The sequence below is a fragment of the Pseudomonas citronellolis genome (assembly GCF_900112375.1).
GTDB classification, from domain to species: domain Bacteria; phylum Pseudomonadota; class Gammaproteobacteria; order Pseudomonadales; family Pseudomonadaceae; genus Pseudomonas; species Pseudomonas citronellolis.
Window position 1 is genome coordinate 35,616 of sequence record NZ_FOLS01000033.1, and the last position, 26,136, is coordinate 61,751.

The 26,136-nt window shown below is 68.0% G+C and carries 23 protein-coding genes; 19 read left to right on the plus strand and 4 right to left on the minus strand.

The window, feature by feature from the left end:
- The first annotated feature begins 99 nt into the window (after positions 1-99).
- The 6 genes from BM060_RS25930 (at position 100) to BM060_RS25955 (ending at position 8,181) form a co-directional block, all read left to right on the plus strand.
- Positions 100-1,311 carry an aromatic ring-hydroxylating oxygenase subunit alpha gene (locus tag BM060_RS25930; protein ID WP_074984469.1) on the plus strand — a complete coding sequence of 404 codons (1,212 nt, stop codon included), beginning with the start codon at positions 100-102 and terminating at the stop codon, positions 1,309-1,311.
- Between the two features lie 124 nt (positions 1,312-1,435).
- Complete coding sequence (locus BM060_RS25935) at positions 1,436-2,317, plus strand: DMT family transporter (RefSeq protein WP_245323034.1); 882 nt, start codon at positions 1,436-1,438, stop codon at positions 2,315-2,317.
- A 1,182-nt stretch (positions 2,318-3,499) separates the two neighbouring features.
- Positions 3,500-4,666, plus strand: coding sequence for a quaternary amine ABC transporter ATP-binding protein (locus BM060_RS25940; RefSeq protein WP_074984474.1), 1,167 nt, complete (start codon positions 3,500-3,502; stop codon positions 4,664-4,666).
- A gap of 53 nt (positions 4,667-4,719) precedes the next feature.
- A complete protein-coding gene (gene proW, locus BM060_RS25945; RefSeq protein WP_069865375.1) occupies positions 4,720-5,667 on the plus strand; it encodes a glycine betaine/L-proline ABC transporter permease ProW in 948 nt (315 codons plus the stop codon).
- A gap of 124 nt (positions 5,668-5,791) precedes the next feature.
- A complete protein-coding gene (gene proX / locus BM060_RS25950; protein WP_370686648.1) occupies positions 5,792-6,763 on the plus strand; it encodes a glycine betaine/L-proline ABC transporter substrate-binding protein ProX in 972 nt (323 codons plus the stop codon).
- Between the two features lie 68 nt (positions 6,764-6,831).
- Positions 6,832-8,181 carry an MmgE/PrpD family protein gene (locus BM060_RS25955; RefSeq protein ID WP_074984480.1) on the plus strand — a complete coding sequence of 450 codons (1,350 nt, stop codon included), beginning with the start codon at positions 6,832-6,834 and terminating at the stop codon, positions 8,179-8,181.
- Between the two features lie 84 nt (positions 8,182-8,265).
- On the opposite strand, the gene BM060_RS25960 is transcribed toward BM060_RS25955, so the two are convergent.
- Positions 8,266-9,204: a LysR substrate-binding domain-containing protein gene (locus BM060_RS25960; protein WP_074984482.1), complete on the minus strand. Its 939-nt coding sequence runs from the start codon at positions 9,202-9,204 to the stop codon at positions 8,266-8,268.
- 198 nt (positions 9,205-9,402) lie between these two features.
- On the opposite strand from BM060_RS25960, the gene BM060_RS25965 reads away from it, so the two are divergent.
- The 12 genes from BM060_RS25965 (at position 9,403) to BM060_RS26020 (ending at position 20,817) form a co-directional block, all read left to right on the plus strand.
- Positions 9,403-10,170 carry an SDR family NAD(P)-dependent oxidoreductase gene (locus tag BM060_RS25965; RefSeq protein ID WP_074984485.1) on the plus strand — a complete coding sequence of 256 codons (768 nt, stop codon included), beginning with the start codon at positions 9,403-9,405 and terminating at the stop codon, positions 10,168-10,170.
- 10 nt (positions 10,171-10,180) lie between these two features.
- On the plus strand, positions 10,181-10,939 hold the full coding sequence (locus tag BM060_RS25970; protein ID WP_174672456.1) for an SDR family NAD(P)-dependent oxidoreductase: 759 nt from the start codon (positions 10,181-10,183) through the stop codon (positions 10,937-10,939).
- Positions 10,940-11,082: 143 nt separating this feature from the next.
- Positions 11,083-12,093: a GlxA family transcriptional regulator gene (locus tag BM060_RS25975; RefSeq protein ID WP_074984488.1), complete on the plus strand. Its 1,011-nt coding sequence runs from the start codon at positions 11,083-11,085 to the stop codon at positions 12,091-12,093.
- Between the two features lie 237 nt (positions 12,094-12,330).
- A complete protein-coding gene (locus tag BM060_RS25980) occupies positions 12,331-13,473 on the plus strand; it encodes an aromatic ring-hydroxylating oxygenase subunit alpha (protein ID WP_074984491.1) in 1,143 nt (380 codons plus the stop codon).
- Positions 13,470-14,225 carry an SDR family NAD(P)-dependent oxidoreductase gene (locus tag BM060_RS25985; protein ID WP_074984494.1) on the plus strand — a complete coding sequence of 252 codons (756 nt, stop codon included), beginning with the start codon at positions 13,470-13,472 and terminating at the stop codon, positions 14,223-14,225. Before BM060_RS25980 ends, BM060_RS25985 begins: the two co-directional genes overlap by 4 nt.
- A gap of 8 nt (positions 14,226-14,233) precedes the next feature.
- Positions 14,234-15,163, plus strand: a complete 930-nt coding sequence (kce, locus tag BM060_RS25990) for a 3,5-dioxohexanoate:acetyl-CoA acetone transferase (RefSeq protein ID WP_074984497.1) — start codon at positions 14,234-14,236, stop codon at positions 15,161-15,163.
- A 14-nt stretch (positions 15,164-15,177) separates the two neighbouring features.
- A complete protein-coding gene (locus tag BM060_RS25995) occupies positions 15,178-16,599 on the plus strand; it encodes an aminobutyraldehyde dehydrogenase (protein ID WP_074984499.1) in 1,422 nt (473 codons plus the stop codon).
- Between the two features lie 5 nt (positions 16,600-16,604).
- Positions 16,605-17,354: an SDR family NAD(P)-dependent oxidoreductase gene (locus BM060_RS26000; RefSeq protein ID WP_074984501.1), complete on the plus strand. Its 750-nt coding sequence runs from the start codon at positions 16,605-16,607 to the stop codon at positions 17,352-17,354.
- On the plus strand, positions 17,354-18,289 hold the full coding sequence (locus tag BM060_RS26005) for a 3-hydroxyacyl-CoA dehydrogenase NAD-binding domain-containing protein (protein ID WP_074984503.1): 936 nt from the start codon (positions 17,354-17,356) through the stop codon (positions 18,287-18,289). The genes BM060_RS26000 and BM060_RS26005 overlap by 1 nt, the downstream gene beginning before the upstream one ends.
- Positions 18,290-18,368: 79 nt before the next feature.
- A complete protein-coding gene (locus BM060_RS26010; protein WP_074984505.1) occupies positions 18,369-19,322 on the plus strand; it encodes a PDR/VanB family oxidoreductase in 954 nt (317 codons plus the stop codon).
- Positions 19,323-19,350: 28 nt separating this feature from the next.
- Entirely contained in the window at positions 19,351-19,812 is a 462-nt protein-coding gene (locus BM060_RS26015; RefSeq protein ID WP_043273825.1) for a thioesterase family protein, read from the plus strand.
- Between the two features lie 63 nt (positions 19,813-19,875).
- Positions 19,876-20,817, plus strand: a complete 942-nt coding sequence (locus BM060_RS26020; protein WP_069865355.1) for a choline ABC transporter substrate-binding protein — start codon at positions 19,876-19,878, stop codon at positions 20,815-20,817.
- 766 nt (positions 20,818-21,583) lie between these two features.
- Here the strand turns inward: BM060_RS26020 and BM060_RS26025 are convergent.
- Positions 21,584-22,618 (minus strand): ABC transporter substrate-binding protein, encoded by a 1,035-nt coding sequence (locus tag BM060_RS26025; RefSeq protein ID WP_074984507.1) that lies wholly within the window; start codon positions 22,616-22,618, stop codon positions 21,584-21,586.
- 223 nt (positions 22,619-22,841) lie between these two features.
- On the opposite strand from BM060_RS26025, the gene BM060_RS26030 reads away from it, so the two are divergent.
- Entirely contained in the window at positions 22,842-24,317 is a 1,476-nt protein-coding gene (locus BM060_RS26030) for a PucR family transcriptional regulator (protein WP_074984509.1), read from the plus strand.
- On the opposite strand, the gene BM060_RS26035 is transcribed toward BM060_RS26030, so the two are convergent.
- Positions 24,307-24,651, minus strand: a complete 345-nt coding sequence (locus BM060_RS26035; RefSeq protein WP_009620142.1) for a cupin domain-containing protein — start codon at positions 24,649-24,651, stop codon at positions 24,307-24,309. The two genes, BM060_RS26030 and BM060_RS26035, sit on opposite strands and share 11 nt — an antisense overlap.
- A gap of 19 nt (positions 24,652-24,670) precedes the next feature.
- Positions 24,671-26,056: an NAD(P)/FAD-dependent oxidoreductase gene (locus BM060_RS26040; RefSeq protein ID WP_074984511.1), complete on the minus strand. Its 1,386-nt coding sequence runs from the start codon at positions 26,054-26,056 to the stop codon at positions 24,671-24,673.
- Between the last annotated feature and the right edge of the window lie 80 nt (positions 26,057-26,136).

Genomic DNA, 26,136 nt, shown 5'->3' on the forward strand with positions numbered 1-26,136 from the left:
TCCGCGCCGCAGGGCCCCTGCGCCAGCGCCGGACGCCGTCGCCAGCCGATCCACGCATGCACCGATCCAAACCGCGCCTGCTCTGGAGTGCATACAACAATGGATAAGAAAGCCGCTGTGCTCGACCTGATTCGCCAACGCAAGGCCCGCCACGCGCTGCCCCGCGCCGTCTATAGCGACCCCGGGGTGTACCGCCAGGACCTGGAGCAGCTCTGGCACAAGGAGTGGATCTTCGCCGGCCACACCTTCGAGCTGGAGAAGCCGGGCCAGTACCTGACGCTGCAGATCGGCGACTATCCCATCGCCGTGGTGCGCGGCGGCGACGGCCAGGTCCGGGCGTTCCACAACGCCTGCCGGCACCGCGGCTCCAAGGTGTGCACGGAAAACAGCGGCAAGGTGGCCAAGCTGGTCTGTCCCTACCACAAATGGGTGTTCGACCTGGACGGCAAGCTGCTGTTCGCCGGCAACATGGGCCCGGAATTCAACCCGGCCGACTACGGCCTGAAGCTGGCGCACTGCGAGGTGGTGAACACCTACATCTACGTGTGCGTCGCCGAGACCGCGCCGGACTTCTCGCGCTTCCGCGACGCGGTCTCGCCCTTCATCGGGCCGCACAACCTGGAAGACTGCAAGGTCGCCTTCGAATCCAACCTGGTCGAGCGCGGCAACTGGAAGCTGGTGTTCGAGAACAATCGCGAGTGCTACCACTGCGACGGCACCCACCCGGAGCTGCTCAATTCCTTCGTCGAGAACCTTTCCGTGGCCGGCGTGGGCGGTGAGGAAGACCCCGAGCTGAGCGCCCACTGGGACCGCTGCGAGGCCGCCGGCCTGCCCAGCCGCCTGGTGATGGATGAGGCGGGGCAGTTCCGCATGACGCGCATCCCGCTCTCGGCCGGCGCCGTGAGCTACACCATGGACGGCAAGCCGGCGGTGGCGCGGCGCCTGGACAAGAGCGGCGAGCCGAACATCGGCGCGCTGCTGTACTTCAACTACCCCTCCACCTGGAACCATTTCCTCGGCGACCACGCCCTGAGCTTCCGTGTGCTGCCCCAGGGCCCCAACGAGACCCTGGTGACTACCAAGTGGCTGGTGCCCAAGGATGCCCAGGAAGGCATCGACTACGACATGGAACGCCTGACCCGCGTGTGGATCGCCACCAACGACCAGGACCGGCGCCTGGTCGAGGGTGCGCAGGCGGGGGTGAACTCGCCGGCCTACGAGCCCGGCCCGTACTCCTCGATCGCCGAGAACGGCGTCTGCCAGTTCGTGGACTGGTACTGCACCGAGATGACCAGTCGTTTGGCCGACTGATTCCTTTCCCGTTCGCTGCGGACAGGCCCCGCTTCACCTTCTGGTGAAGCGGGGCTTTTTCGAATGCCCGGTCGATCTGATACCCAGGGAGCAGGTCATGCGGACCCCGCGTTTTCTTCCCGGAATGAGCGCTCATTCCCGAGGCTTTCTTCTCGTTCTGCTGGCCGCGTTCTGCTATGGCCTGCAGCCGTTGTTCGCCAGCTTCGCCTATGCCGGCGGCGCCAACCCGATCGGCCTGCTGCTGGCGCGCTTCTCCATCGCCGCCGCGGTGCTGCTGGCGCTGCTGTACCGGCAGCGCATCGGCTTGCCGAGCCTGCGCCTGGTCCGGCAGAACCTGTTGCTGGGCGTGGGCTACGGCCTGGCGGCGCTGGGCTACTACAGCGCCAGCCGGGCCAGCTCGGTGAGCCTGGCAATCATCCTCGTCTACAGCTTTCCGGCCTTCGTCACCCTGGTTTCCATCGTCTGGCTGGGGGAACGCACCAGCCTGCCGAAGCTGTTCAGCCTGTTGCTGGCGCTGGGCGGGGTGGCGCTGGCTACGGGGCTGAGCCTGGCCGGCGCTTCCATCGGCGCGCTGTGGGCACTGTTCGCGGCGATGGCCTACGGAGCGGCGGTCATCTACGGCACACACCGCGTTCGCCATGAGCACCCGCTGGCCTCGGCGGCCATCGTCCTGCTGGGCTGCGCCGCCACCTTCGCCGTCGCCGCGCTGTTCCAGCACGCCGCCTTCCCGGTGGGTGGCCAGGCGTGGCTGGCAACCCTGGGGCTGGCGGTCTTCGCCACGCTGATACCTGTCGCCGCGTTCCTTGCCGGGGCGCCGGCGATCGGTCCTTCGGCGGCGGCCACGCTGTCCACCGTCGAGCCCCTGGTGGCGGTGGCGATCGCCGTACTGCTGATGGGCGAGCGGCTGACCCTGTCGATGCTCGTCGGCGGCTGCATGGTGCTGCTGGCCGCCGTCGCCCTGGCCCGCCCGGACCCCGCGGAAACGCCGCTGGCGCCCGTGACTTAGGAACGTAGGGCGTATAACCGTTCGCGGTCATACGCCGTTGGCCGTGCCGCCGGGGGTGTCCGGCGTGGCCGGTGAATCCGATCGCGGACGGAGTCCGCTCCTACGACCGAGCTTGCCTGGGGGCCATGCACCAGGGCTTGAGAGCGCCCTCTCCCCAACCCTCTCCCGCAAGCGGGAGAGGGAGCTGTCCTGAGTGGCGCTGGAGTCTGGCGCCATCCTTCCACCTCGTCGGCCAGTGCGCCGATGTCATCATGACTGTAGGAGCGAGCTTGCTCGCGAACGGGGTTTGCCGGTGGCGTAGGTGCTGGGTTCAAGAGCGCCCTCACCCCAGCCCTCTCCCGGAGGGAGAGGGGGCCGTTCGGAGTGGCCGGGAAGTCCAGAGTCATCCTGATACTCCTTACCCCCCTCGTCATTCCCGCGGACGCGGGAACCCAGTGGCTGCGGGGTTCGCGAGCAAGCTCGCTCCTACGAAAAGCAAAAGCACGCCCGCTCTTGCTCTGGCGTTTGGACTTCCAGAGAAACATCCGCGCACTCCGGAACGCCCCTTCAGAAGGCCGAGCGAAACCGGCGCTCAGGAGGTCATGCGACATGGATGTCGCGAGAGCCCCGCGGGCTACAGGGACGTACCCTCGGGGCGGGCCTCCGTGGCGGGGGAATTCGCGAGGGTAGCCCGGCTCCATCGGGCCCGTATGTCGGGGCAAGCCTTTTTGGTTCCTTTTGTGGCGTTTGACAAAAGGGACTCGCCCGAGGGGGCGAAACAAAAAACATCCGAACACGCCGAAGCGGCGCAAACACGCCCAAACAAGAAGCCACTGGGTTCCCGCATTCGCAGGAATGACGGGGTTGCAGGATGCTGCCTAACCACCAAGCCGCTCAACCATGTAGGACGCATAACGCCCCAGGCCCCCGTGGCACAGGGCACGGACCCGGATCAATAACATCAAGTTATGGTTTTGAGCGAACAAATGTCGTTGGACGCTCGACAGGCGGAACCCTAATTTGAAGACACGCCGCCGTCGCCTTCGACGGCCGCTGTAAAGCCTTGCAGGAGCTTCTGCAGAACGGAAGGGCCGCCTCGCCAGTGGCGGCCGTGATTCTTCCAGCGGTACCGGTGCTACGAGGCCGTCGAGGTCCCCGGCAGCAAGACCTTGGCCACAAGAATAAGCATAAGGTGAGGAACGTATGAGTCAGACCGACGATATCCTTTCGGTACGCAACATCTTCAAGGTCTTCGGGCCGCGCCCGAACGAAGCGATGGAGATGCTGCGCAAGGGCGCTGACAAGAACGAGATATTCCGCAAGTCCGGGCATGTCGTCGGGGTGTTCGATGCCAGCTTCTCGGTCAAGCGTGGCGAAATCTTCGTCATCATGGGCCTGTCCGGTTCCGGCAAGTCCACCATGGTGCGCCTGTTCAACCGGCTGATCGAGCCCACCTCCGGCAGCATCCACCTCAACGGCCGCGAGATCACCGGGCTGTCGGACAAGGCCCTGCTCGACGTGCGGCGCAAGGAAATGGGCATGGTGTTCCAGTCCTTCGCCCTGATGCCGCACATGAGCGTGCTGGAGAACACCGCCTTCGGCCTGGAGATCGCCGGGGTAGGGGAGCAGGAACGCCACAGCCGGGCCCGCGAGGCGCTGCGTCAGGTGGGCCTGGAAGGCCACGAGCACAGCTACCCCCACCAGCTCTCCGGCGGTATGCAGCAGCGCGTCGGCCTGGCCCGGGCGCTGGCCAACGACCCCACCATCCTGCTCATGGACGAAGCCTTCTCGGCGCTCGACCCGCTGATCCGCAACGAGATGCAGGGCGAGCTGATGCGCCTGCAGGCCGAGCAGCAACGCACCATCATCTTCATCTCCCACGACATCGAGGAAGCCATCCGCATCGGCCATCGCATCGCGATCATGGAAGGCGGCCGCGTGGTGCAGATCGGCACCCCCCAGGAGCTGCTGAACCAGCCCGCCAACGACTACGTGCGGACCTTCTTCAAGGGCTTCGACAGCTCGCGGGTACTCAAGGCCGGCGACGTCGCCGAACTCGACCAGGCGGTGCTCTGCCGCCTCAACGGCAAGGGGCCGCAACCCAACGCCGGCGTGCCGTACAGCTACCTGGTCAACGAGCGCAACCAGCTGATGGGCGTCATGGGCGCCGAAGCCGGCGCCGCCGGCGAGGCGGGCGCGGGGCACTACACCCTGCACGAGCGGCACCCGGTCTACATCGACACGCCGTTGCACGACGTGCTCGACATCGTCGCCGAGCTGCCGTACCCGGTGCCGGTTCTGGATCGCAGCGGCGCGCTGCACGGCACCATCTCCAAGAACCAGCTGTTGCAGACCCTCAGCCGGCACTGAGCGCAGCCTTGCGCAACAGCCGTCCTCGTCATTCCTAGAAGCAGGTAGCGAGCATGTCCGAGTCCAGTTTCCTCGATCCCTTCCAGAACGCGGTCATTCCGCTGGGCGATTGGGTCGAAACCAGCCTGAATTTCCTGGTACGCAATTTCCGCGATGTCTTCCACGCCATTCGCTGGCCCATCGACCACGTACTCAACGGTTTCGAGTACGTGCTGCAGAGCGTTCCGCCGACGATCGCCATCGTGCTGGCGGCGCTGTTCGGCTGGCAGCTCGCCGGGCCGCGCATGGGCGCGCTGTGCGCCGTCACCCTGACCTTGCTGGGGCTGATCGGCGTGTGGTCCGAGTCGATGACCACGCTTTCGCTGGTGCTGACCTCCGTGCTCTTCTGCGCCGTGATCGGCATCCCGCTGGGCATCCTCTCCGCCCGCAGCGACCGCATCGAGCGCATCGTGCGGCCGCTGCTCGACGCCATGCAGACGCTGCCGGCGTTCGTCTACCTGGTGCCGGTGGTGATGCTGTTCGGCATCGGCAACGTGCCGGGCGTGCTGGTCACCATCGTGTTCGCCGTGCCGCCGCTGGTGCGCCTGACCAACCTGGGCATCCGCCAGGTGCCCGAGGACAAGATCGAGGCGGCCCGCGCCTTCGGCTGCACGCCGCGGCAGATGCTGATGCGCGTCCAGCTGCCGCTGGCCACGCCGACCATCATGGCCGGGGTGAACCAGACGCTGATGCTGTCGCTGTCGATGGTGGTGATCGCCTCGATGATCTCCGTCGGCGGGCTCGGCCAGATGGTCCTGCGCGGCATCGGCCGCCTGGACATGGGCCTGGCCACGGTCGGCGGCGTCGGCCTGGTGCTGCTGGCGATCTTCCTCGACCGCCTGACCCAGGCCATGGGCGAGCGCACCCGTTCCGACCCGAGCCGCCGCTGGTACCACAGCGGCCCGGTGGGCCTGCTGCTGCGCCTGTTCGGCAGCCAGCCGGCGCCGCACAAGGCGGCCTGAACGAGCCACCACTGCTTTGCATTCATTCTGCCGACCCAACGAAAAGAACAAGAGGTATACAGCGATGCATTTCGAGACGTTCAAGAACAAGCTTGTGCACTGTGCCGCGGCCATCACCCTGAGCATGGTGTCGCTGTACGGGATGGCCGCCTCGGCGGACAAGCCGGGGGAGGGGGTGAAGGTCACGCCGATCTTCCCGCCGATCGCCGAGGAGCGCTTCCGCGGCGAGCTGGCCATGGCCGGCCTGCGCGAGCTGGGCTACGACGTGCAGGAGCCGAAGGAAACCGAATACGCGGCGATGATGGTGGCGCTGTCCTACGGCGACGCGGACTTCACCGTGCACTTCTGGGACAAGCTGCACGACGCCTTCTACCAGAAGGTCGACGGGCCGCACACGCTGGTCAAGGCCGGCGACGTGATCCCCGGCGTGCTGCAGGGCTACCTGATCGACAAGAAGACCGCCGAGCAGTACCACATCCGCTACATCACCGACCTGAAGAAACCCGAGATCGCCAAGCTGTTCGACACCGACGGCGACGGCAAGGCCAACCTGACCGGCTGCAACCCGGGCTGGGGCTGCGAGCTGGTGATCTCCCACCACATGAAGGCCTATGACCTGGAGAAGAGCGTCAACGTCAACCAGGGCTCCTACTTCGCCCTGATGGCCGACACCATCGCCCGCTACAAGCAGGGCCAGCCGATCCTCTACTTCACCTGGGTGCCGCAGTGGATCGCCGGCGTGCTGGTGGAAGGCCGCGACGTGGTCTGGCTGGAGGTGCCCAAGACCGACCTGCCCGACGGCAACAACGACGTGAACACCACCTACCAGGGCAAGAACCTGGGCTTCGCCATCGACAAGGTCGAGGCGCTGCTGAACAAGGACTTCGCCGACAAGAACCCGGTCGCGCTCAAGTTCCTTTCGCAGCTGCAGATCAGCGCCGACGACGAAAGCCAGCAGAACCTGCGCATGCAGAAGGGCGAGAACAAGCCGGCCGACGTCCGCCGCCACGCCCAGGAATGGATCGCCGCCCACCGCCAGCAGTGGGACGGCTGGCTGCAGGCCTCGCGCGCGGTCGCCAGCCAGGCCAAGCAGTGACGCCAGCGGGTGCCCGCCGCCGGGCACCCGCTCCTCCGATTCCCGATCCCCGTCTGTGGAGCCTCCACATGTCGCTTTATTCGTTCGTCCGTGAATTCCGCTTCGAGCAGGCGCCCGCGCACACCCGCGAACTCATGCAGACCTGCCTGCTGGACATCCTCGGCGTCGCCGCCGGCGCCCGCGACAACGCCACCAGCCAGGCGCTGCGCCGGTATGCCTTGAACCACTACCCGGCGGGCGTGCTTTCCAGCCGCCTGCTGTTCGACGGCCGCGCGGTGCACCCGCTGGGCGCGGCCTGGGCCGGCGGCTTCTGCGTCGACAGCCTGGATGCCCACGAAGGCCACTTCACCTCCAAGGGCCACGCCGGCGCCACCGTGGTGCCGGCGTTGCTGGCCCTGGTGGATGCCTGCCGCCAGCAGGGCCGGAGCATCAGCGGCGCGGAACTGCTCAGCGCCCTGACCATCGGCTACGAAACCGCCCTGCGCGCCGGCGCCGCGCTCATGGCCACGGCGCCGCAATACCACGCCTCGGGCGCGTTCTCCGGCATCGGCGTGGTGTGTGGCGGCGCGCGCCTGCTGGGCTTCGACGAACAGCAGTTGCGCCATGCCCTGGGCATTGCCGAATACTTCGGCCCGCGCTGCCCGATGATGCGCCTGGTGGACCACCCCTCCATGCTGCGGGACGCCCACGGCGCCGGCGCTTTCGCCGGCCTCAACGCGCTGCTGCTGGCCGAGGCCGGCGTCACCGGGGCCCCGGCCGAGACGGTCGAGTTCGACGAGGTCGCCGGCCACTGGCGCGACCTGGGCCAGCGCTGGGAGATCGACGCCCAGTACTTCAAGCCCTGGCCGGTGTGCCGCTGGGCCCAGCCGGCGCTGACCGCGCTGACCGCGCTGATGGCCGAGCACCCGCAGATCCGCGGCGAGAACATCGAGCGCATCAAGGTGCAGACCTTCCACGAATCCATGCGCCTGCAGGGGCACACGCCGGCCAACGCCGACGAGGCGCAGTACGCCCTGGCCTTCCCGCTGGCGGCCCTGGCCGTGCGTGGCCAGGTGGGGCCGCTGGAGGTGACCGGGGATGCGGTGCACGCCTCGGACATCCTGGCGGTCAGCCAGCGCGTCGACATCGTCGAAAGCGACGAGCTTTCCGCGCGCTTCCCCAACGAGATCCTTTCGCGGGTCTCGGTGTCGCTCAAGGACGGCCAGGTGTTCACCAGCCCGGTGACCGCGGCCAAGGGCGACCCCGCCAGCGCCATGAGCCGCGAAGAGTTCCGCGCCAAGTTCGACCTGCTGGCCGGCATCACCCTGGACGAGGCCCTCCGGCAGGAGATCGCCGGGGCGATCGCGGCGCTGCCTACCAGCGCCGATTGCGAAGGTTTGTTCGGGCTGCTGTTCGAGGCGGCCGGGCAGGGCGCCTGAGCCCCGCGGCCGGGAGGCCATCGTCTGTAGCGATGGCCTTCGCCGCAGCGGTCGCCGCCTTGCCCAGCGCCAGGCGGCGCCCTGCTACGGGGCCGGGTTTCTCAGCGCCTGGGTCTGCGCCAGCAGCCACTCGCGGAGCATGCGGATGCCCGTCGAGCCGGCCAGGTCGCGGCGGCAGACGAAGTAATGCTTCCTGTCGTCGGCGAAGTAGGTTTCCTGAAGGGGGCGCACCAGCCTGCCGCTGTCCAGCTGCGGCTGGACCAGGTGGCGCCAGGCCAGGCCGACGCCGACCTCCTGGTGCACCGCGTCCATGAGCATGGAGAAGTGGCTGAAGTTCATGGCCTCCCGGCTTCCGGAAACGTCCAGGCCGAACTGCCGCAGCCAGAACGCCCAGTCGATGGGCGCCCACAGCCTGGCCTTCCAGTGGCTCGCGCTGAGGTTGAGCAGGGTGGCGTCCAGTAGCCCGGGCAATGTCGCGACCTGGGGATGCTGTTCGAGAAAGCCCGGGGTGCAGACCGGGAACACCTCCTCGGAAAACAGGTACTCGGCCACGTAGCGCGGATGCTCCTCCAGTCCCAGAGTCACCGCCGCCGTGAAGTTCTCCTGGTAGTCGGGGTTGCCTTCGGTGCTGATCAGGTGCAGCTGCAGTTCGGGATATTGCGCGCGCAGCTGCTTCAGCCACGGCATCAGCCACAGCTGGGCGAAGGCCGTGGTGGTGATCAGGGCGAGATGATCCTGGCCGTTGCGCCGCAACAGGTCGCTGGAGGCATTGGCGATGTGGTGCAGGGCCGACGACGCGGCCAGGTACAACGCATGCCCGTCGTCGGTCAGCTCGACCTTGCGGTTGCCGCGCAGGAACAGCTTGAGCCCGTAGAAGTCCTCCAGCACCTGGATCTGGCGGCTGACCGCCGCCTGGGTCACGTAGAGTTCCTCCGCCGCCATCTTGAAACTGCCGTGGCGGGCGGCGGCCTCGAAAGTCCGTAGCGCATTCAGTGGCGGCAGCGAATGCCGGAGGTTGCTCATGGGGGCTCACCCGCTATGGAAAGACGCCTGGGCAGTTAAGCAAAACTCAAGCGTGCAGGGCAGTGCTTTATAGATTTTCTCCAATGCCCAAGCGTTTCGATTAACCAAAAGTTAATCGAATGCAGCGAAGAAGTCGTTTGTCGCCGGCCCCCGGCCTGTCGATCATCGGCCTCACACATCCCACTGAGGTGCAAGGCCATGCGATTCGAAAACAGGATTGTCGTGATTACCGGTGGCGCCGGCGGCGTGGGCCAGGCGCTGGTACGGCTGTTCGCCGCCGAAGGGGCCCGGCTGATGATCTCGGACATCAACGCCGAGGGCTGCCAGGCCATGGTCGACGAGGCGCGCGCCCTGGGCGCCGAGGCCGAGTGCCTGGCCGGCAACCTGCGCGAGAAGGAATACTGCGAGGCGATCATCGCCCGGGCGGTCGAGCGCTTCGGCGGCGTCGACATCCTGCTCAACAATGCCGGCATCATTCCCCGCGGCACCGTCGAGGAAACCACCGACGACATGTGGTTCACGGCGATGGACGTCAACCTGAACGCCGTGTTCTTCCTCTGCCGCGCGGCGATACCGCACATGAAGCGCCGCGGCGGCGGGGCCATCGTCAACACCTCGTCGGTCTGGGGCGTCTACCCCGGCCCCGGGCACGTCGCCTACTGCACCAGCAAGGGCGCGGTGGCCGCGCTGACCAAGAACCTGGGCCGGGACGCCGCGCCCTTCGGCATCCGCGTCAATGCCGTGTGCCCGCACGAGATCAACACGCCGATGATCCGCAGCGGCTTCGAACGCCGTGGGCTGGACCCGCAAAAGGCCATCGAGGAACTGAACAGGACCGTGCCGCTGGGCCGCATCGCCGAGCCGGAGGACATCGCCGACGTGATCGCCTTCCTGGCCTCCGACCAGGCGCGCTACATTGCCGCGGAAACGCTCGAAGTCACCGGCGCCAAACCGGTTTCGGGCTGAGGAGGCCAGCATGCTGCTCAATGACAAGGTAGCCGTCGTGACCGGCGGCGGGCGCGGCATCGGCCGCGGGATCACCGACAAGCTGCTGGAGGCCGGCGCCCGCGTGCTGGTCGCCCAGCGCCAGCCGCTGGATGAAGACCTGAGCGCCAACCCCCGGGTGGCATGGTGTGAGGCCGACCTGGGCGAGCGCGAGGCGCCCTATGCCATCGCCCGCGCCGTCGAGGCGCATTTCGGCGGCGCCGACATCCTGGTCAACAATGCCGGCTTCATGTTCGAGAAATCCCTCGACGACATGCACGAGGACGATTGGGATCGCATGATGGCCGTCAACCTGCGCGCCCCGGTGTTCCTGGTCAAGGCGCTGCTGCCGCAGATGCGCCGGCGCGGTGGCGGCAGCATCGTCAACATCGGCTCCATCGAGGGCATCGGCGCCAACCCCTGGCACGCCGCCTACTGCGGCTCCAAGGCCGGCGTGCATGGCTTCACCCGGGCCATGGCCGTCGACCTGGGGCGCGACGGCATCCGTTGCAACGCCATCGCCCCGGGGTGGATCAACTCGGAACTGAGCGACGCCTACATCGACGCCCAGCCACAACCCGAGCTGGCCCGCGCCGGCCTGCTGAAGCTGCACCCGGTGGGCCGCACCGGCGAGCCCGGGGACATCGGCGGCGTCGCCGTGTTCCTGGCCAGCGACGCGGCGGCCTTCATCACCGGCCAGGTGATAGTCGTGGACGGCGGCCGCACGGCCAAGCTGCCGCTGCCTTTCTGAGGCGCGAGCGGCGCCGGGAAGCCCACCTTGGCGGTGGGCTTTTTTCATGGCGTCGTGCAAGGGCGTTTCGACCGCGCGGGCCCCGGCGATCTGTGCTATTTCTCCCCGGCAGTCCCGCCCTCCGGGCCGCCACGGAGACCCCCATGCCCGCCGAAGCCGCCGCGCCGTTCTCGATCCTCGTCCTGGTGTTCCCGCACTACAACCTGGCGGCCACCACGGCCTTCATCGACCCGTTCCGCGCCGCCAACTACCTGAGCGGCCATACCCATTTCCACTGGGAAGTGGTGTCGATGAACGGCGGGCCGGTGGTGGCGAGCAATGCCATGAGCACCGACACCCGGGCGCTGGCCGAGGTGCAGGGCGTGCCCGACCTGGTGATGCTGTCTTCCAGCTGGAACCCGGAGACGCTGCACAGCCCGGCGCTGAGCGCGGCGCTGCGACTGTGGGCGAGGGAAGGGGTGGTGCTCGGCGCGCTGGACACCGGCGTCTACCTGCTGGCCGAGGCCGGGCTGCTCAACGGCAAGCGCGCCACCGGGCACTACGAGCACATCGATTCGCTGAAGGAACTGTACCCGGAGGTGGATATCTGCGAAGACATGCTGGTGATGGACGGCAAGCGCATCACCTGCTGCGGCGGCGCCGCGTCCACCGACTGCGCGCTGCACGTCATCCGTTCGCTGCACGGCGACACCCTGGCCAACGAGACCGCGCGCTACCTGTTCCATGAGCGTCTGCGCCCCCTGGGCACGCAGCAGAACCCGGAGACGCCGCAGCCGCTGGGCAACACCGTGCCGGACCTGGTCAAGCAGGCCATCCGCATCATGGAGCAGAACCTGGAGGAGGCCGTGCCGATCCCGGACATCTGCGAGCGCATCGGCATCTCCCAGCGCCAGCTCGACCGCCTGTTCAATCAGATCGTGCAGAAGAGCCCGGCGTTGTACTACCGCGACATCCGCCTGGACCGCGCGCGTTGCCTGGTGACCCAGACCGACATGTCGCTGATGGAGATCGCCGTGGCCTCGGGCTTCGCCAACCAGTCGCACTTCAGCCGCATCTACCGCGAGCGCTTCGGCCTGACGCCGCGCCGCGACCGTCTCGACGGCCGCATTCCCTTCGAGTTCCGGGCCTGGCCGATGCACCAGGTCACGCCCTGACGCCTTTCCCCCAAAGCCGCTGCTGACACCCTGCAACCCGCCCCGCGCGGGCGGCGGGAGCCTGCGCGCCCGCCCCAGGGCGGTCGCAAACGGGACGCTCATATCCAAAAGCGACCATGGCCAAAAACGAAAAAAACGCGGCGAATCCTGCACATTTTGCCCGCCCCGCGACGACCACTATCGGCTCCGAGACAAGAACACAAACCCAGGAAATTCCTGTACCGGAAGGCCGCTGATATGTCTGAAGTCATCTCCAAAGTACAACTCCAGAACATCGCCCGGGGCTACCACCCGGACCCGCTGATCTCCCAGTCGCTGCGCGCGGACGCCTACGTCGACCCGCAATGGTTCCGCCTGGACCAGCAGCAGATCATCGCCAAGTCCTGGCAATGGGTCTGCCACGTGGAGAAGGTCCGCGAGCCGGGCACCTACACCACTGCGGAAATCGCTGGCAACCCCATCGCCGTGGTGCGCGACCACGACGGCAAGCTGCGGGCCTTCTACAACGTCTGCAAGCACCGCGCGCACCCGGTGCTCAGCGGCGAGGGCAAGGTCAACCGCATCATCTGCCCCTACCACTCCTGGTGCTACGGCCTGGACGGCCAGCTCAGCGGCGCGCCCCACGTCGGTGGCCTGAAGGAGTTCGACAAGGGCGAGATCCACCTGAGCCCCGTGCAGGTCGAGGAGTTCTGCGGCTTCATCTTCGTCAACCTAGACCCCGCCGCGCGGTCGCTGCGCGAGCAGTCCGGCGAGTTGCAGGAGGAGATCCTGCACTGGGCGCCGGACATCGCCAACCTGACCTTCGGCCACCGCCTGACCTACGCCATCAAGTCCAACTGGAAGAACGTCGTCGACAACTTCCTGGAGTGCTACCACTGCCCGACGGCGCACAAGGACTTCTGCACCCTGGTGGACATGAGCACCTACAAGGTGCGCACCCATGGCATCTATTCCAGCCACATGGCCGAGGCCGGCCAGGGCCAGAACAGCGCCTACGACACCTCCCAGGCCAAGGTGCGCACCCACGCGGTGTGGTGGCTGTGGCCCAACACCTGCCTGATGCGCTACCCGGGGCGCAGCTCGATGATCGTGCTGCACATCATCCCGGCCGGCCCCGACCTGACCTACGAGACCTACGACTTCTTCCTCGAAACGCCCGAGGCGAACGAGATGGAGAAGGAAGCCATCCGCTACCTCGACGAAGTGCTGCAGGTGGAGGACATCGCCCTGGTGGAGAACGTCCAGCGCGGCATGCGCACGCCGGCCTTCGAGCAGGGGCGCATCGTCACCGACCCCAACGGCTCGGGCAAGTCCGAGCACGCGCTGCACCACTTCCATGGCCTGGTGCTGGGCGCGTATGAACAGGGAGTCGAGGCATGAGCGGCGCGCTGCAAGGGAAGGTCGCCTTCGTCACCGGCGGCCTGGGCGGGATCGGCCGCGCCATCTGCGCGCGCTTCGTCAGGGAAGGCGCCACGGTGTTCGCCGCCGACCTGAAGGAGTCCGCGGCCGCGCCGGGCACGACCTTCGTCCCGCTCGACGTCCGCTCGGAGGAGAGCGTGCGCCAGGCCATGGCGACGGTGCAGGCGCGGGCCGGCAAGCTCGACGTCCTGGTCAACGCCGCCGGCATCGAGATCGAGAAGACCATCGAGCAGACCAGCCTGGAAGACTGGAACCGCATCTTCGCGGTGAACGTCACCGGCACCTTCCTGGTCTCGAAATTCGCCCTGCCGCTGCTGCGCGACAGCGGCGCGGCGAGCATCGTCAACTTCGGCTCCTACGACGGCTTCATCGCCGACCCGGGGCTGGCCGCCTACTGCGCCACCAAGGGCGCGGTGCATGCGCTGACCCGCGCCATGGCCTGCGACCACGGCCCCGAGGGCATCCGCGTCAACGCCGTCTGCCCCGGCTACGTGGACACGCCGATGCTGCGCAGCTTCTTCCGCGACCACGGCGACATCCAGAGCCTGGAAGCGGCCGTGCGCGACGTGCACCCACTGCGCCGCTACGGCACCCCGGAGGACGTCGCCAACCTGGTGAACTGGCTCGCCGGCGACGAAGCCCGCTACGCCTCCGGGCAGCTGTGGGTGCTCGATGGCGGGCTGACCGCCCAAGTCCAACAAATGAAACTGTGAGAGCGACCATGCCCAAGTCCGTCATCATCACCTGCGCCACCACCGGCGGCGTGCACACGCCGACCATGTCCGAATACCTGCCGATCACCCCGGACGAGATCGCCCGCTCGTCCATCGAGGCGGCCGAGGCGGGCGCCTCGATCATCCACCTGCATGCCCGCCACCCCGAGACCGGCAAGCCCGACCCGCGCCCCGAGCTGTTCCGCGACTTCATGGGGCAGATCAAGGGCGCCAGCGACGCCGTGCTCAACGTCTCCACCGGCGGCGGCCTGGGCATGAGCCGCGAGGAGCGCCTGCGCGCCGCGGTGAGCCTGAGCCCGGAAATGGCCTCGCTGAACGTCGGCTCGATGAACTTCGGCATCTTCCCGATGAAGGCCAGATACCCGAGCTGGAAACACGACTGGGAGCCGGCCTTCCTCGACAGCACCCGCGACTTCATCTTCCGCAACACCTTCGCCGACATCGAGTACATCGTGAAGGAGCTGGGCGAGGGCCATGGCACGCGCTTCGAGTTCGAGTGCTACGACCTGGGCCACCTCTACAACCTGGCCTGGGTCATCGACCAGGGCTGGATCAAGCCGCCGTTCTTCGTACAGATGGTGTTCGGCGTGCTGGGCGGCGTCGGCGCCGACCTGGACAACCTGATGCACATGCACAGCATCGCCCAGAAGCTGTTCGGCAAGGACTACGAGTGGTCGGTGCTGGCCGCCGGCAAGAACCAGATGCACTTCGCCACCCAGGCCGCGCTGCTGGGCGGCAACCTGCGCGTCGGCCTGGAAGACAGCCTCTACATCGCGCCGGGCGAGAAGGCCAGAAGCAACGCCGAGCAGGTGCGCAAGATCCGTTCGATCGTCGAAAGCCTCGGCCTCAAGGTCGCCACGCCGGCCGAGGCCCGCGCGCGCCTGGGGCTCAAGGGCGGCGACAAGGTCGAGTTCTGAGAGGGGAGAAGCTCATGCAGACCCGAATGCTGATCGACGGCGAACTGGTGGCGGGCGAGGGCGAGGCCCTGGCGGTGATCGACCCCGCCAGCGGCGAGCGCATCGCCCAGGTCCACGAGGCCAGCCCGCAACAGGTGGACGCCGCCGCCCGCGCGGCGGAGGAAGCCTTCCACCGTTACGGCCGCAGCACGCCCGCCGAACGTTCCGCCCTGTTGCTGGACATCGCCGACGTCATCGAGGCCCACGCGCCGGAGCTGGCCGCGCTGGAAAGCGCCAACGTCGGCAAGCCCTGGCCGTCGGCGCTGGACGACGAGATGCCGCTGACCCTCGACAGCTTCCGCTTCTTCGCCGGTGCGGCGCGCACCCTGGCGGGCGTCGCCGCCGGTGAATACGTGGCGGAACACACCAGCCTGATCCGCCGCGACCCGCTGGGCCCGGTGGCGGCCATCGCGCCCTGGAACTACCCGCTGATGATGGCCGCCTGGAAGCTGGCCGCGCCGCTGGCGGCCGGCTGCACGGTGGTGCTCAAGCCCTCGGAGCTGACGCCGCTGTCGACCCTGCGCCTGGCCGAGCTGCTGCAGGACGTGGTGCCCAAGGGCGTGGTCAACGTGATCAATGGCAGAGGAGCGAGCATCGGTGATCGTCTTATCAATGCTGCTGGGATGGAAGGCGTCAGCATTACCGGATCGCCCGCCACGGGCGCCGCGGCCATGCGCGCGGCGGCGCAGCAACTGCGCCAGGTGCATCTGGAACTGGGTGGCAAGGCGCCGGTGATCGTCTACGCCGATGCCGACGTCGACAAGCTGGTCGCCACCCTGCGCGGCACCGCGTTCTTCAACGCCGGCCAGGATTGCGCGCAACCCTGCCGCCTGCTGGTGGCCGACGCGGTCTACGAGCGGGTCGTCGCCGCACTGGCCGACGCGGTGGGTTCGATACGCACCGGCGGCCCGCGCGAGGCGGGCACCGAGATGGGCCCGCTGATCAGCCAGGCGCACCGCCAGCGCGTGGCCGGCTTCGTCGAGCGCGCCCGCGGGCGGGCCGAAGTGGTGGCCGGCGGCTTCGCCGAGGAGCGTCCCGGCTTCTTCTACCGCCCCACGGTGGTGGCCAACGTCGACAACGATGCGGAGATCGCCACCTCTGAAATCTTCGGGCCGGTCGTCACGGTGTCGCGCTTCGGCGCCGGGGACGACCCCATAGCCATCGCCAACGCCGGCCGCTACGGCCTGGCCTCCTCGGTGTGGACGCGGGACAGCGCGCGGGCCATGGCCGCCAGCAGCCGCCTGCGCTACGGCTTCACCTGGGTGAACACCCACGGCGTGGCCACGCCGGAAATGCCCTGGGCGGCCATGAAGGGTTCGGGGCACGGCTGCGACATGTCGGTGTTCGCCCTCGAAGCCTACACCGCCGTCCGCCACGTCATGTTCGCGCACGGGTGAAGGCCATGGACAAGGACATCGTGATAGTGACGGGCGGCGGGCGCGGCATCGGCCAGGCCATCGTCGACCGGTTCCTCGCCCAGGGCGCGCAGGTCGCGACCTGCGGTCGGGGAGAGCGCCCGGCCGACCTGGACGAAGCGGTGCTGTGGGTACAGGCCGACGTCTCGCGCAGCGCCGATGCCGGTCGCGTGGTGAAGCGAACCCTCGAACACTTCGGCGCGCCCACCGTGCTGGTCAACAACGCCGGCGTGCAGGTGGAGAAGACCCTCGACGCGACCACCGACGAGGACTGGGAGCAGGTCATGGGCATCAACGCCAAGGGCACCTTCAACCTCTGCCGCGCCGTGCTGCCGGTCATGGCGGAGCGGGGCGGCAGCATCGTCAACCTCGGTTCGATTTCCGGGTTGAACGCCGATCCGTCCATGGCCCTGTACAACGCCTCCAAGGCCTTCGTGCATGGCCTGACGCGCTCCATCGCCATCGACCACGGCCCGCGCGTGCGCTGTAACGCGGTGTGCCCGGGCTGGATCATGACGGCCATGGCCGAGGACGGTTTCGCCCAGGCCCGCGACCCCGGGAAAGCCAAGGCCGACGCCCTGGCCCGGCACCCCGCCGGGCGCTTCGGCCGGCCTCGGGACGTCGCTGAACTGGTGGCCTGGCTCGCCAGTGAACAGGCCGGTTTCGTCACCGGCCAGTGCTATGTCATCGACGGCGGCCTGACCGCCGCCTCTCCACTCCAACCGAGGTTCTTCTGATGCGTGAATTCCAGAATGTGGCGGTATTGGGCGCCGGTGTCATCGGTGCCAGCTGGGCGGCGTTGTTCCTGGCCTCCGGCCGTGACGTGGCGGTCTTCGACCCTGCCGAGGGGATGGAGGACGAGGTGCGCGAGTACGTGAAGAACGCCTGGCCCACCCTGGTGGAACTGGGGCTGGTGAAGGAGGGCGCGCCGGGCGAGCTGAGCTTCCACCGCAACGCGGCCGACGCGGTGAAGCACGCCGACTTCATCCAGGAAAGCGTGCCCGAGCGCATCCGGATCAAGCATGCGCTCTATGCCGAAATCGAACCGCTGCTGAAGGCCGGCGCCATCGTCGCGTCGTCCGCCTCGGGCCTGCCGCTGAGCGAGATGCAGGCCGGCTGGCGGGACCCGTCGCGCTTCGTCCTCGGCCACCCGTTCAACCCGCCGCACCTGATCCCGCTGGTGGAGGTCATGGGCAACCAGCGCACCGCGCAGGATGCGGTGGAGGGCGCGGAGCGCTTCTACGAGCAGGTCGGCAAGGTGACCATCCGCGTCCATCGCGAAGTCCCCGGCCACGTCGCCAACCGCCTGCAGGCCGCGCTCTGGCGCGAGGCCATCCACCTGGTGAAGATCGGCGCGGCCAGCGTCGAGGACGTCGACACCGCCATGTGGGCCGGGCCCGGCCTGCGCTGGGCGGCCATGGGGCCGACGCTGCTGTTCCACCTGGGCGGCGGGCCCGGCGGCCTGGAGTCCTTCTGCCAGAAGTACGCCGAGAGCTTCCACCGCTGGTGGGACGACCTGGGCGACCCGCGGCTGGATGCCGAGACCGCGGCGCTGCTGGTCCAGGGCGTGGCCGCCGAGTCCGCCGACGGCACCCAGGCGGAGCTTTCCCGGGCCCGCGACGAGCTGATCACTGCGATGCTCAAGACCACCGCGAACCTGCGGCGCAAGTAAGCCGTCGAAGTCGTTCGCAGGTTGGCGGGGCGCAAGCGCTCCGCCGGCCGTAGTCCCCGATCCAGGAGCAGAGGTCATCATGTCGGTCCAACGTCTGACACTGCGGGTGGCGGAGATCGCCAGCGCCGCCCGGGACGCGCTGGTCATCGAGCTGCGCGATCCCGCCGGCGGCGAGCTGCCGGCCTTCACCCCCGGCGCGCACATCGAACTGCACCTGCCCGGCGGCCTGGTGCGCCAGTATTCGCTATGCGGCGATGCCCGGCAGCGCGACGCCTACCGCGTCGGCGTCGGCCTGGCGCCGGCCAGCCGCGGCGGTTCGCGCTACATCCACCAGCAGTTGCGCGTCGGCGACCTGCTCAGCGTCACGCCGCCGCGCAACCACTTCCCGCTGTTCGAGGACGCCGCCGAGTTCGTCTTCTTCGCCGGCGGCATCGGCATCACGCCGATTCTCTCGATGATCCACTGGTGCGAGGCGAACCGGCGCCCCTGGCGGCTGTTCTACCTGGTGCGCAGCCGCGAGCGCGCGGCCTTCCTCGACCAGCTCGCGGCCTACGGCAGCCGCGTGACCCTGCATGCCGACGAAGAGGCCGGCGGGCTGTTCGACATCGCCGGCAACCTGGCCCGCCTGCCGGCGCGGGCGCACCTCTACACCTGCGGCCCCACGCCCTTGATGCTGGCGGTGGAGGCGGCGGCCAGGGCCTTCCCCGTCGAGCAGGTGCACTTCGAATGGTTCTCGCCGCGGCAGGTGGAGAAGGCCGGGGCCGACGTGCCCTTCACCCTCAAGCTCGCGCGCAGCGGCAAGTGCCTGGAGGTGCCGGCCGAGCAGAGCATCCTGCAGGTGCTGGAGGCCAACGGCGTCTGCGTCGAGAACTCCTGCCGCGAGGGCACCTGCGGCGCCTGCGAGACCCGGGTGCTGGCCGGCATCCCCGACCACCGCGACAGCGTGCTGAGCGAGGCGGAGCGCAAGGCCAACCGTACCCTGATGGTCTGCGTGTCCCGCGCGCTTTCCGCGACGCTGGAACTGGACCTGTAAGCCAACTCCCCCCAGAGCAGGACACGCCATGCTGACCTATCGAACGCCCGTGCTGCGCGAATGGATCGACTACAACGAGCACCTGCGCGACGCTTTCTACTTCCTCATCTTCAGCTACGCCACCGATGCGCTGATGGCGCGCATCGGCCTGGACGCGGCGGGCCGGGCCGACACCGGGCACACTCTGTTCACCCTCGAAGCGCACATCAACTACCTGGCCCAGGCGAAGCTGCACGAGGCGCTGGAAGTGCGCACGTCGTTCATCGACCGCGACCTCAAGCGCCTGCACATCGTGCACAACCTCTACCGCGAGGGCGCGGCCGAGCCCCTGGCCGTCAGCGAGCAGATGCTGATGAACATCGACAGCCGAACCGGCAGGTCCAGCGCCTTCGCCGGGGCGGTGGATTCGCGGATTTCCGAGCTTTTCCGGCAGTTCCAGGGGGCCCGGCACCCCGGCTATTGCGGGAAGACCATCGGCATACGCCGCTGAGGCGGGCCTGCCCTGCGCAGGCGCAACCCACAAAAACAAAACCTTGCCTTGAGGATTCTCCCGATGAAAGCTGCATCCCTGCTGTTCCTGGGCGCCCTGGCCGTTCTCCCCGTCGCGGCGCAGGCCGCCGAGCCCGCGCAGTGCCAACTGGTCAGGATGTCCGACCCCGGCTGGACCGACATCCAGTCCACCACCGCCATCGCCAACACCCTGCTCAAGGGCCTGGGCTACAAGACCAAGGTGACCCTGCTGGGGGTGCCGCTGACCTACAAGGCGCTGGCCGAAGGCAAGAACATGGACGTGTTCCTCGGCACCTGGATCCCGACCATGGAGCCGGACCTCAAGCCCTACCGCGACGCCGGCAGGATCGACATCGTCCGCGTCAACCTCAAGCACGCCAAGTACACCCTGGCGGTACCGGAGGAGCTCTGGAACCGCGGGCTGAAGGACTTCGCGGACATCCCGAAATTCAAGGACGAGCTCAACGGCAAGATCTACGGCCTGGAGCCGGGCGACGGCGGCAACAATGCCGTGCTCAAGGCCATCGAGCAGAACGCCTTCGGCTTGAAGGACGCCGGCTTCAACGTGGTGGCGTCCAGCGAGTCGGGCATGCTGTCCCAGGTCGACCGGGCCATCCGCAGGAAGAACGCGATCCTCTTCCTGGGCTGGGAACCGCACCCGATGAACACCCGCTTCAGGATCCGCTTCCTCACCGGCGGCGACGCCTTCTTCGGCCCGGACTTCGGCGACGCCACCGTCTACACCAGCACCCGCAAGGGCTACGTGGACGAATGCCCGAACGTGGGGCAGTTGCTGAAGAACCTCAGCTTCACGCTGGACATGGAGAACACCATCATGGGCTCCATTCTGGACGACAAGATGGAACCCGAGGACGCGGCGAAAGCCTGGCTGAAGAAGAACCCGCAGGTGCTGGAGCCGTGGTTGAAGGATGTGGCGACCGTCGATGGGAGGCCGGGGTTGGAGGCGGTCAGGGGGAGTTTGTAGGGGGAAGTGGTGTTGTGCCCGAAGAGCGCCCTCTCCCCAACCCTCTCCCGCAAGCGGGAGAGGGGGCTGTCCTGAGTGGGGGGGCGAATCCTGCGTCATCCTGAAGCGCCTAACCCCACCCCGTCATTCCCGCGAACGCGGGACGCGGCTCCATCGCGAACAGCGCTTGCGCTGGCCCGAAGGGGAATAACCCAGTGGCTGCGGGGTTCGCGAGCAAGCTCGCTCCTACGAAGAGCAAAAGCGGCTCAGCTCTGGCTTTGGCTCTTGGGACTTCCAGAGAAGCCTCCGAGCGCACCGAAACGCCCCTTCAGAAGGCCGAGCGAAACCGGCGCTCAGGAGGTCATGCGACATGGATGTCGCGAGAGCCTCGCGGGCTACAGGGACGTACGCTCGGGGGGGGACGCCTAGTTCGGGCCTCCGTGGCGGGGGAATTCGTGAGGGTAGCCCGGCTTCATCGGGCCCGTATGCGGGGCAAGCCTTTTTGGTTCCTTTTTGCGGGGGTGGCCTTCCACCGTTTGACAAAAGGGACTCGCCCGAGGGGGCGAAACAAAAAATCTCCGAACACTCGGTGCGGCGCGCTACACCCAAACAAGACGTCTCTGGGTTCCCGCCTTCGCGGGAATGACGGGGTGAGGTTAGGGGTGGGAGGATGGCGCCTGACCGACACGTCGCTCAGGACGGCCCCCTCTCCCTTCAGGGAGAGGGCTGGGGAGAGGGAGCCAAGGCCAGGATGTAAACACCCCCGCCAAACCAACACACCAAACGATCAGCGCGCCGCCCAGGCATTGAACCGCTGCTGCAGCTGCTCCCCATGATCCGCCCAGAACGCCGCATCCATCGCCAACTGCTTGCCCAGGTTATCCGGCGCGCTGGGAAGGTCCCGGCTCTGCGCAGGCTCTATCTGCGCCGCAGCCTCGAGGTTCACCGGCCCATAGGCGATGTGGTCGGAATAGGCCTTCTGCTGCGGCTCCTGCAGCGCGAACCGGATGAACTTGCGTCCTTCCTCGGCGTGCTTGGCGCCCTTGGGAATGGCGTAGGACTCGATGTCGTAGATACCGCCGTTCCACACCACCTTCAGGTTGCTTTCGTTCTGCACGGCGGAGATGCGCCCGTTGTACGCGGCGCTCATCACCACGTCGCCGGAGACCAGGTATTGCGGCGGTTGCGCGCCGGCTTCCCACCACTGGATGTACGGCTTGATCTCGTCGAGCTTGCGGAAGGCGCGGTCCTGGCCTTCCTTGGTGGCGAGCACGGCGTAGATGTCCTTGTACGGCACGCCGTCGGCCATCAGCGCGTACTCCAGGGTGTACATCGGGCCCTTGCGCAGCCCGCGCTTGCCCGGGTACTTCTTCACGTCCCAGAAGTCGGCCCAGCCGGTGGGCGCGGTCTTGAGCTTGTCGGCGTTGTAGGCCAGCACCGTGGACCAGACGAAGATGCCCGCGCCGCAGGTGTTGATCGCGCCCTTGACCAGCTTGGGCGCCAGGGCGGCGATGGCCGGGTCGTCGCCGATCTCCTCCAGCAGCCCCTCGTCGCAGGCGCGCAGCAGTTCCGGCGTTTCCAGCTCCACCACGTCCCAGGAGACGCTGCCGGTGTCGACCTGGATCTTGACCTTGGCCATCTCGCCGTTGAATTCGTCGGCAATGATCCGGCTGCCGGTCTGCGCGCTATAGGGCTGGTAGTAGGCCTGCTGCTGCGCGTTCTTGTTCGCCCCGCCCTGGGAGGCCACGGTGAGGTCGGCCAGGGCGTGGGTGGAAAGACAAGCGATGGAAACGGCGATGACGCTGCTCAGAGACTTTGGCATTGTTATGGGCTCCGATGAGTCGAGGGAATGTCCGGTGAGGGCAATGGGCCGGGGCGCTGGACTGCGCGCGGCCTGACCTCCAGTTTCCCCAGGGCCCGGGCGCGGCGACATCAGACAGATTTACAATTCGCCAGCAGCTGGTTCATACCTTTGTATGGATTCAACGGCCCGGGGCCGATGCGATCCTCTGATTCGCTGCTGGAACCCACCTGCCGGAGGCGCCGTGCCGATCTCGATTCAGGACATCCTCGATGACAACGCGCTGTCCACGCGCCTGGTCAGCGGCGCCAGCCATGTCGGGCGGCTGCTGCGCTGGGCGCACGTCTGCGAACTGCCCGACCCCTCGCAATGGCTGGGCGAGGGCGAGCTGCTGATGACCACCGGCCTGGGCATTCCCGCCGATGCCGCGGCGCAGCGCGAGTACATCGAGCGGCTGGCCAGGGCCCGGGTGGCGGGGCTGATGATCGGAGAGAACATGCACGCGCCCAGCGACATGGAAGCGCTGTTCGATACCGCCATGCAGCTGGATTTCCCGCTGCTGCTGACGCATAGCTCGGTGCCGTTCTCGGCGGTCGCCCGGGCGATCATCGACGCCAGCAAGCAGGAGGAGCAGGAGCGCCGCAGCGCGGTGGCGCGCATCTACGAAAGCGCGCGCATGGGCCTGCGCCACGTCGGCGTGGAGTTCCTGCTGCAACGCCTGGCGGCGGACTTGCGCACCCAGCTTTACCTGTTCGACGCCGCCTCGCTGGAGCCCTGGCATGCGGGCCTGGCGCCGCTGCCGGCGCACTGGCGGGCGGCCCTGGGCAAGCGTGCGAACACCACCACTACCGTCACCCGCCATTCGACGGAGGAGGGCGACGCCCTGGTCATGGCGCTGCCTTCGGTGCCGGCCTGCAAGATTCTCGCGTGCGGCGGCGGCCTGGTCGACTATGGCCTGCTGCACCACGTGACGGCGGTGCTGGGCATCGAGCTGGAGCGCCAGCAGGTCGAACATGAGCGCCTGTTGCGCCAGGGCTGGGAGTTGCTGGATGACCTGTTGCAGCAGCGCCTGAGCGAGCGGCCCGCCCACGAGCGCCTGGGCGCCCTGGGCTATCCGGTCGGCCAGGCGGTCTTCGCCGTCGCCCGTTGCCAGGCGGACTTGCCCGAGCGCTGGTCGCAGCGGCTGCACCTGCAGGGCGTGGCGTTATTGTCGCGTGTGCAGGGCGAGGAACTGATCCTGCTGCTGGCCTCGGATGCGGCGGCGGAGCAGGTCCAGCAGGTGCTCGGTTGCCCGCTGGGGTTGTCCAACCCGCTGGGGCACTCGGGCCGTACCCCGGAGGCGCTGCGCGAGGCGCGCCTGGCTCTGGCGCATACCTCGGCCAGCCGCCAGGTCGCCCACTACGGGCGGGCTTCCGGCGAGCTGCTGTGGCTGCCGTCCAGCCTGGAGGAAGCCCTGCTGGTCTACCGCCGCGCCCTGGGCGCCCTGGCCGATTACGACCAGCAGCAGGGCGCGCAGCTGCAGCACACGCTGCAGGTGTTCCTCGAACAGAACCGCTCCTGGCAGAAGACCGCCGAGCGGCTCAACGTGCACCGCCAGACGCTGGTCTACCGCATCCGCCGCATCGAGGAGATCACCGGCCTCTCGCTGGACTCCACCGAGGACGTCGCCGTGCTGTGGATCGCCCTGCGCGCGGCGGACATCGCCGGCCTCAAGGCATGATCACGAAGCTCTTGCGCAGGGTTTCGCGAATGTCCCAGGTGCCGTGACAGTTCGCCGGGAACAGGATGGCGTCGCCGGCGCGCAGCTCGATGGGCTCGCCCTCGTCGGGGATGAAGAAGCCGTGGCCGCTGATGAAGTGGCTGAACTCGCGCTCCATGACCTGGCGGCGGAAGCGCCCCGGGGTGCATTCCCACACGCCGGTCAGCAGGCCGCCCTGGCCTTCGGCGGCGTAGGTGGCGGCCTCGGCCACCGGCGTGCCGACCGGCGCCTTGGCCGGTACGCCGGCGGGCAGCGGGAAGCGGGCGGTATCGGGCAGATGGATCAGGTGCTGCATCGAAGGTCTCCTTGCCTGTTCAGGCGCTCTTGTCTTCCAGGCCCACGGGGGCGAACTTGCTCAGCCTGAGGTCGAGCCAGGACGGCTTGCGGTTCTGCGCCTCCTGCTCCTCCTTGCGCTGCACCGCGCCGCGCACCAGCAGGCCGCCGAAGTAGCGGATGGGCTCCGGCGGGAAGCTCTTGGGCCGGCGCCCCACCAGGCCGCAGCGGCTCCACTCGTCGTTGCGCCCCAGCACCAGGCTGGCGAGGATGCGCCCGCCCAGGCGGCTGGGGCCGACGCCATTGCCGCTCCAGCCGATGCCATAGAAGATGTGCGGCGCGCCTTCCAGGTGGCCGAACACCGGCATGCTGTCGTAGGTGCGGTCGATGGGGCCGCACCAGGCGTGGCTGATGGCCTCGTCGGCGAGGTTGGGGTAGGTGCGGCGGAAGTCTTTCTCGGTCTCTTCGCTCAGCCGCGGGTTGTCGTCGAAGCTGGCGTCGATGCGGCTGGCGTAGTTGATCATGCCGGTGCCCTTGCCGAAGGCGATGCGGCCGTCCCGGGTGGTGCGGTAGAAGTCCACCATCAGCTGCGAATCGGTGATCGACTCGCCGCCGGTCCAGCCGATCTGTTCCAGGCGCTGGGGGATCGGGTGGGTCGCCACTATGGTGCTGGTGACCGGCAGGACGACGCGGCTGAGTTCGGGAATCTGCGCGGCCCAGGCATTGGTGGCCAGCACCACGCGGCGCGCCGTGACCGAGCCCGAGGGCGTGCGCAGCACCGCCGGTTCGCTGCGCTGGATGTCGTCCACGGGCGTGTTCTCGAAGATCCGCACGCCTTTCTCCAGCACTACCCGGCGCAGGCCGCGGGCGAGGCGGGCGGGCTGCACGGTGGCGTTGCTGGCCTCGATCACGCCTTCCAGGTGCTGGCGCGAGCCGGCGCGGCGCTGCACTTCGTTGTCCGGCAGCGAGCGGAAGACCTGCTCGCCCAGGCTTTCGCAGGTGCGCTGCACGCCCTTCCAGGCGCCGCGCTGGGCGTCGCTGGTGGCGGTCCACAGCCAGCCGCCGCGGCGGAAGTGCGCGTCGATGCCGTGCTGCGCGCAGAACTCGCCGATCTCGCCGATGTTCGCTTCCGAGGCGCGGGCCAGGCGCAGGGCTTCTTCCTTGCCGCACTGCGCCACCAGCGAGCTGATCTTCGGCCACCAGGACATCACGAAGCCGCCGTTGCGCCCCGAGGCGCCGCCGCCGCAGATGTCGCGCTCGAGGATCACGATCCGGCACTGCGGTTCGAGCTCCAGCAGGCGCAGCGCCGTCCAAAGCCCGACGAAGCCGCCGCCGATGATGGCGACGTCGACGCTGAGGTCCTCCCGCAGGGGCGCGGTCGGGGTGAGTTCGTCGGCAATTTCCTGGAGCCAGAGGGAGCGTTTCATGGCGAGAGCCCATGGGTTGTTGTTTCCCATAATCTCGCCGAGCAGCGCCGGCGCCACCCATCGTGCATTTCTAACGATTG

What these genes read in the sequence shown, in the direction of transcription:
- BM060_RS26010 (WP_074984505.1), top strand. Translation starts at nt 18,369, where the DNA reads ATGTCGGTCCAACGTCTGACACTGCGGGTGGCGGAGATCGCCAGCGCC.
- proX (WP_370686648.1), top strand. Translation starts at nt 5,792, where the DNA reads ATGGTGTCGCTGTACGGGATGGCCGCCTCGGCGGACAAGCCGGGGGAG.
- BM060_RS26040 (WP_074984511.1), bottom strand. Translation starts at nt 26,056, where the DNA reads ATGAAACGCTCCCTCTGGCTCCAGGAAATTGCCGACGAACTCACCCCG.
- kce (WP_074984497.1), top strand. Translation starts at nt 14,234, where the DNA reads ATGCCCAAGTCCGTCATCATCACCTGCGCCACCACCGGCGGCGTGCAC.
- BM060_RS25960 (WP_074984482.1), bottom strand. Translation starts at nt 9,204, where the DNA reads ATGAGCAACCTCCGGCATTCGCTGCCGCCACTGAATGCGCTACGGACT.
- BM060_RS25975 (WP_074984488.1), top strand. Translation starts at nt 11,083, where the DNA reads ATGCCCGCCGAAGCCGCCGCGCCGTTCTCGATCCTCGTCCTGGTGTTC.
- BM060_RS25955 (WP_074984480.1), top strand. Translation starts at nt 6,832, where the DNA reads ATGTCGCTTTATTCGTTCGTCCGTGAATTCCGCTTCGAGCAGGCGCCC.
- BM060_RS25930 (WP_074984469.1), top strand. Translation starts at nt 100, where the DNA reads ATGGATAAGAAAGCCGCTGTGCTCGACCTGATTCGCCAACGCAAGGCC.
- BM060_RS26005 (WP_074984503.1), top strand. Translation starts at nt 17,354, where the DNA reads ATGCGTGAATTCCAGAATGTGGCGGTATTGGGCGCCGGTGTCATCGGT.
- BM060_RS25970 (WP_174672456.1), top strand. Translation starts at nt 10,181, where the DNA reads ATGCTGCTCAATGACAAGGTAGCCGTCGTGACCGGCGGCGGGCGCGGC.
- BM060_RS25995 (WP_074984499.1), top strand. Translation starts at nt 15,178, where the DNA reads ATGCAGACCCGAATGCTGATCGACGGCGAACTGGTGGCGGGCGAGGGC.
- BM060_RS25965 (WP_074984485.1), top strand. Translation starts at nt 9,403, where the DNA reads ATGCGATTCGAAAACAGGATTGTCGTGATTACCGGTGGCGCCGGCGGC.
- BM060_RS26025 (WP_074984507.1), bottom strand. Translation starts at nt 22,618, where the DNA reads ATGCCAAAGTCTCTGAGCAGCGTCATCGCCGTTTCCATCGCTTGTCTT.
- BM060_RS26020 (WP_069865355.1), top strand. Translation starts at nt 19,876, where the DNA reads ATGAAAGCTGCATCCCTGCTGTTCCTGGGCGCCCTGGCCGTTCTCCCC.
- BM060_RS25940 (WP_074984474.1), top strand. Translation starts at nt 3,500, where the DNA reads ATGAGTCAGACCGACGATATCCTTTCGGTACGCAACATCTTCAAGGTC.
- proW (WP_069865375.1), top strand. Translation starts at nt 4,720, where the DNA reads ATGTCCGAGTCCAGTTTCCTCGATCCCTTCCAGAACGCGGTCATTCCG.
- BM060_RS25985 (WP_074984494.1), top strand. Translation starts at nt 13,470, where the DNA reads ATGAGCGGCGCGCTGCAAGGGAAGGTCGCCTTCGTCACCGGCGGCCTG.
- BM060_RS26000 (WP_074984501.1), top strand. Translation starts at nt 16,605, where the DNA reads ATGGACAAGGACATCGTGATAGTGACGGGCGGCGGGCGCGGCATCGGC.
- BM060_RS26015 (WP_043273825.1), top strand. Translation starts at nt 19,351, where the DNA reads ATGCTGACCTATCGAACGCCCGTGCTGCGCGAATGGATCGACTACAAC.
- BM060_RS25980 (WP_074984491.1), top strand. Translation starts at nt 12,331, where the DNA reads ATGTCTGAAGTCATCTCCAAAGTACAACTCCAGAACATCGCCCGGGGC.
- BM060_RS26035 (WP_009620142.1), bottom strand. Translation starts at nt 24,651, where the DNA reads ATGCAGCACCTGATCCATCTGCCCGATACCGCCCGCTTCCCGCTGCCC.
- BM060_RS25935 (WP_245323034.1), top strand. Translation starts at nt 1,436, where the DNA reads ATGAGCGCTCATTCCCGAGGCTTTCTTCTCGTTCTGCTGGCCGCGTTC.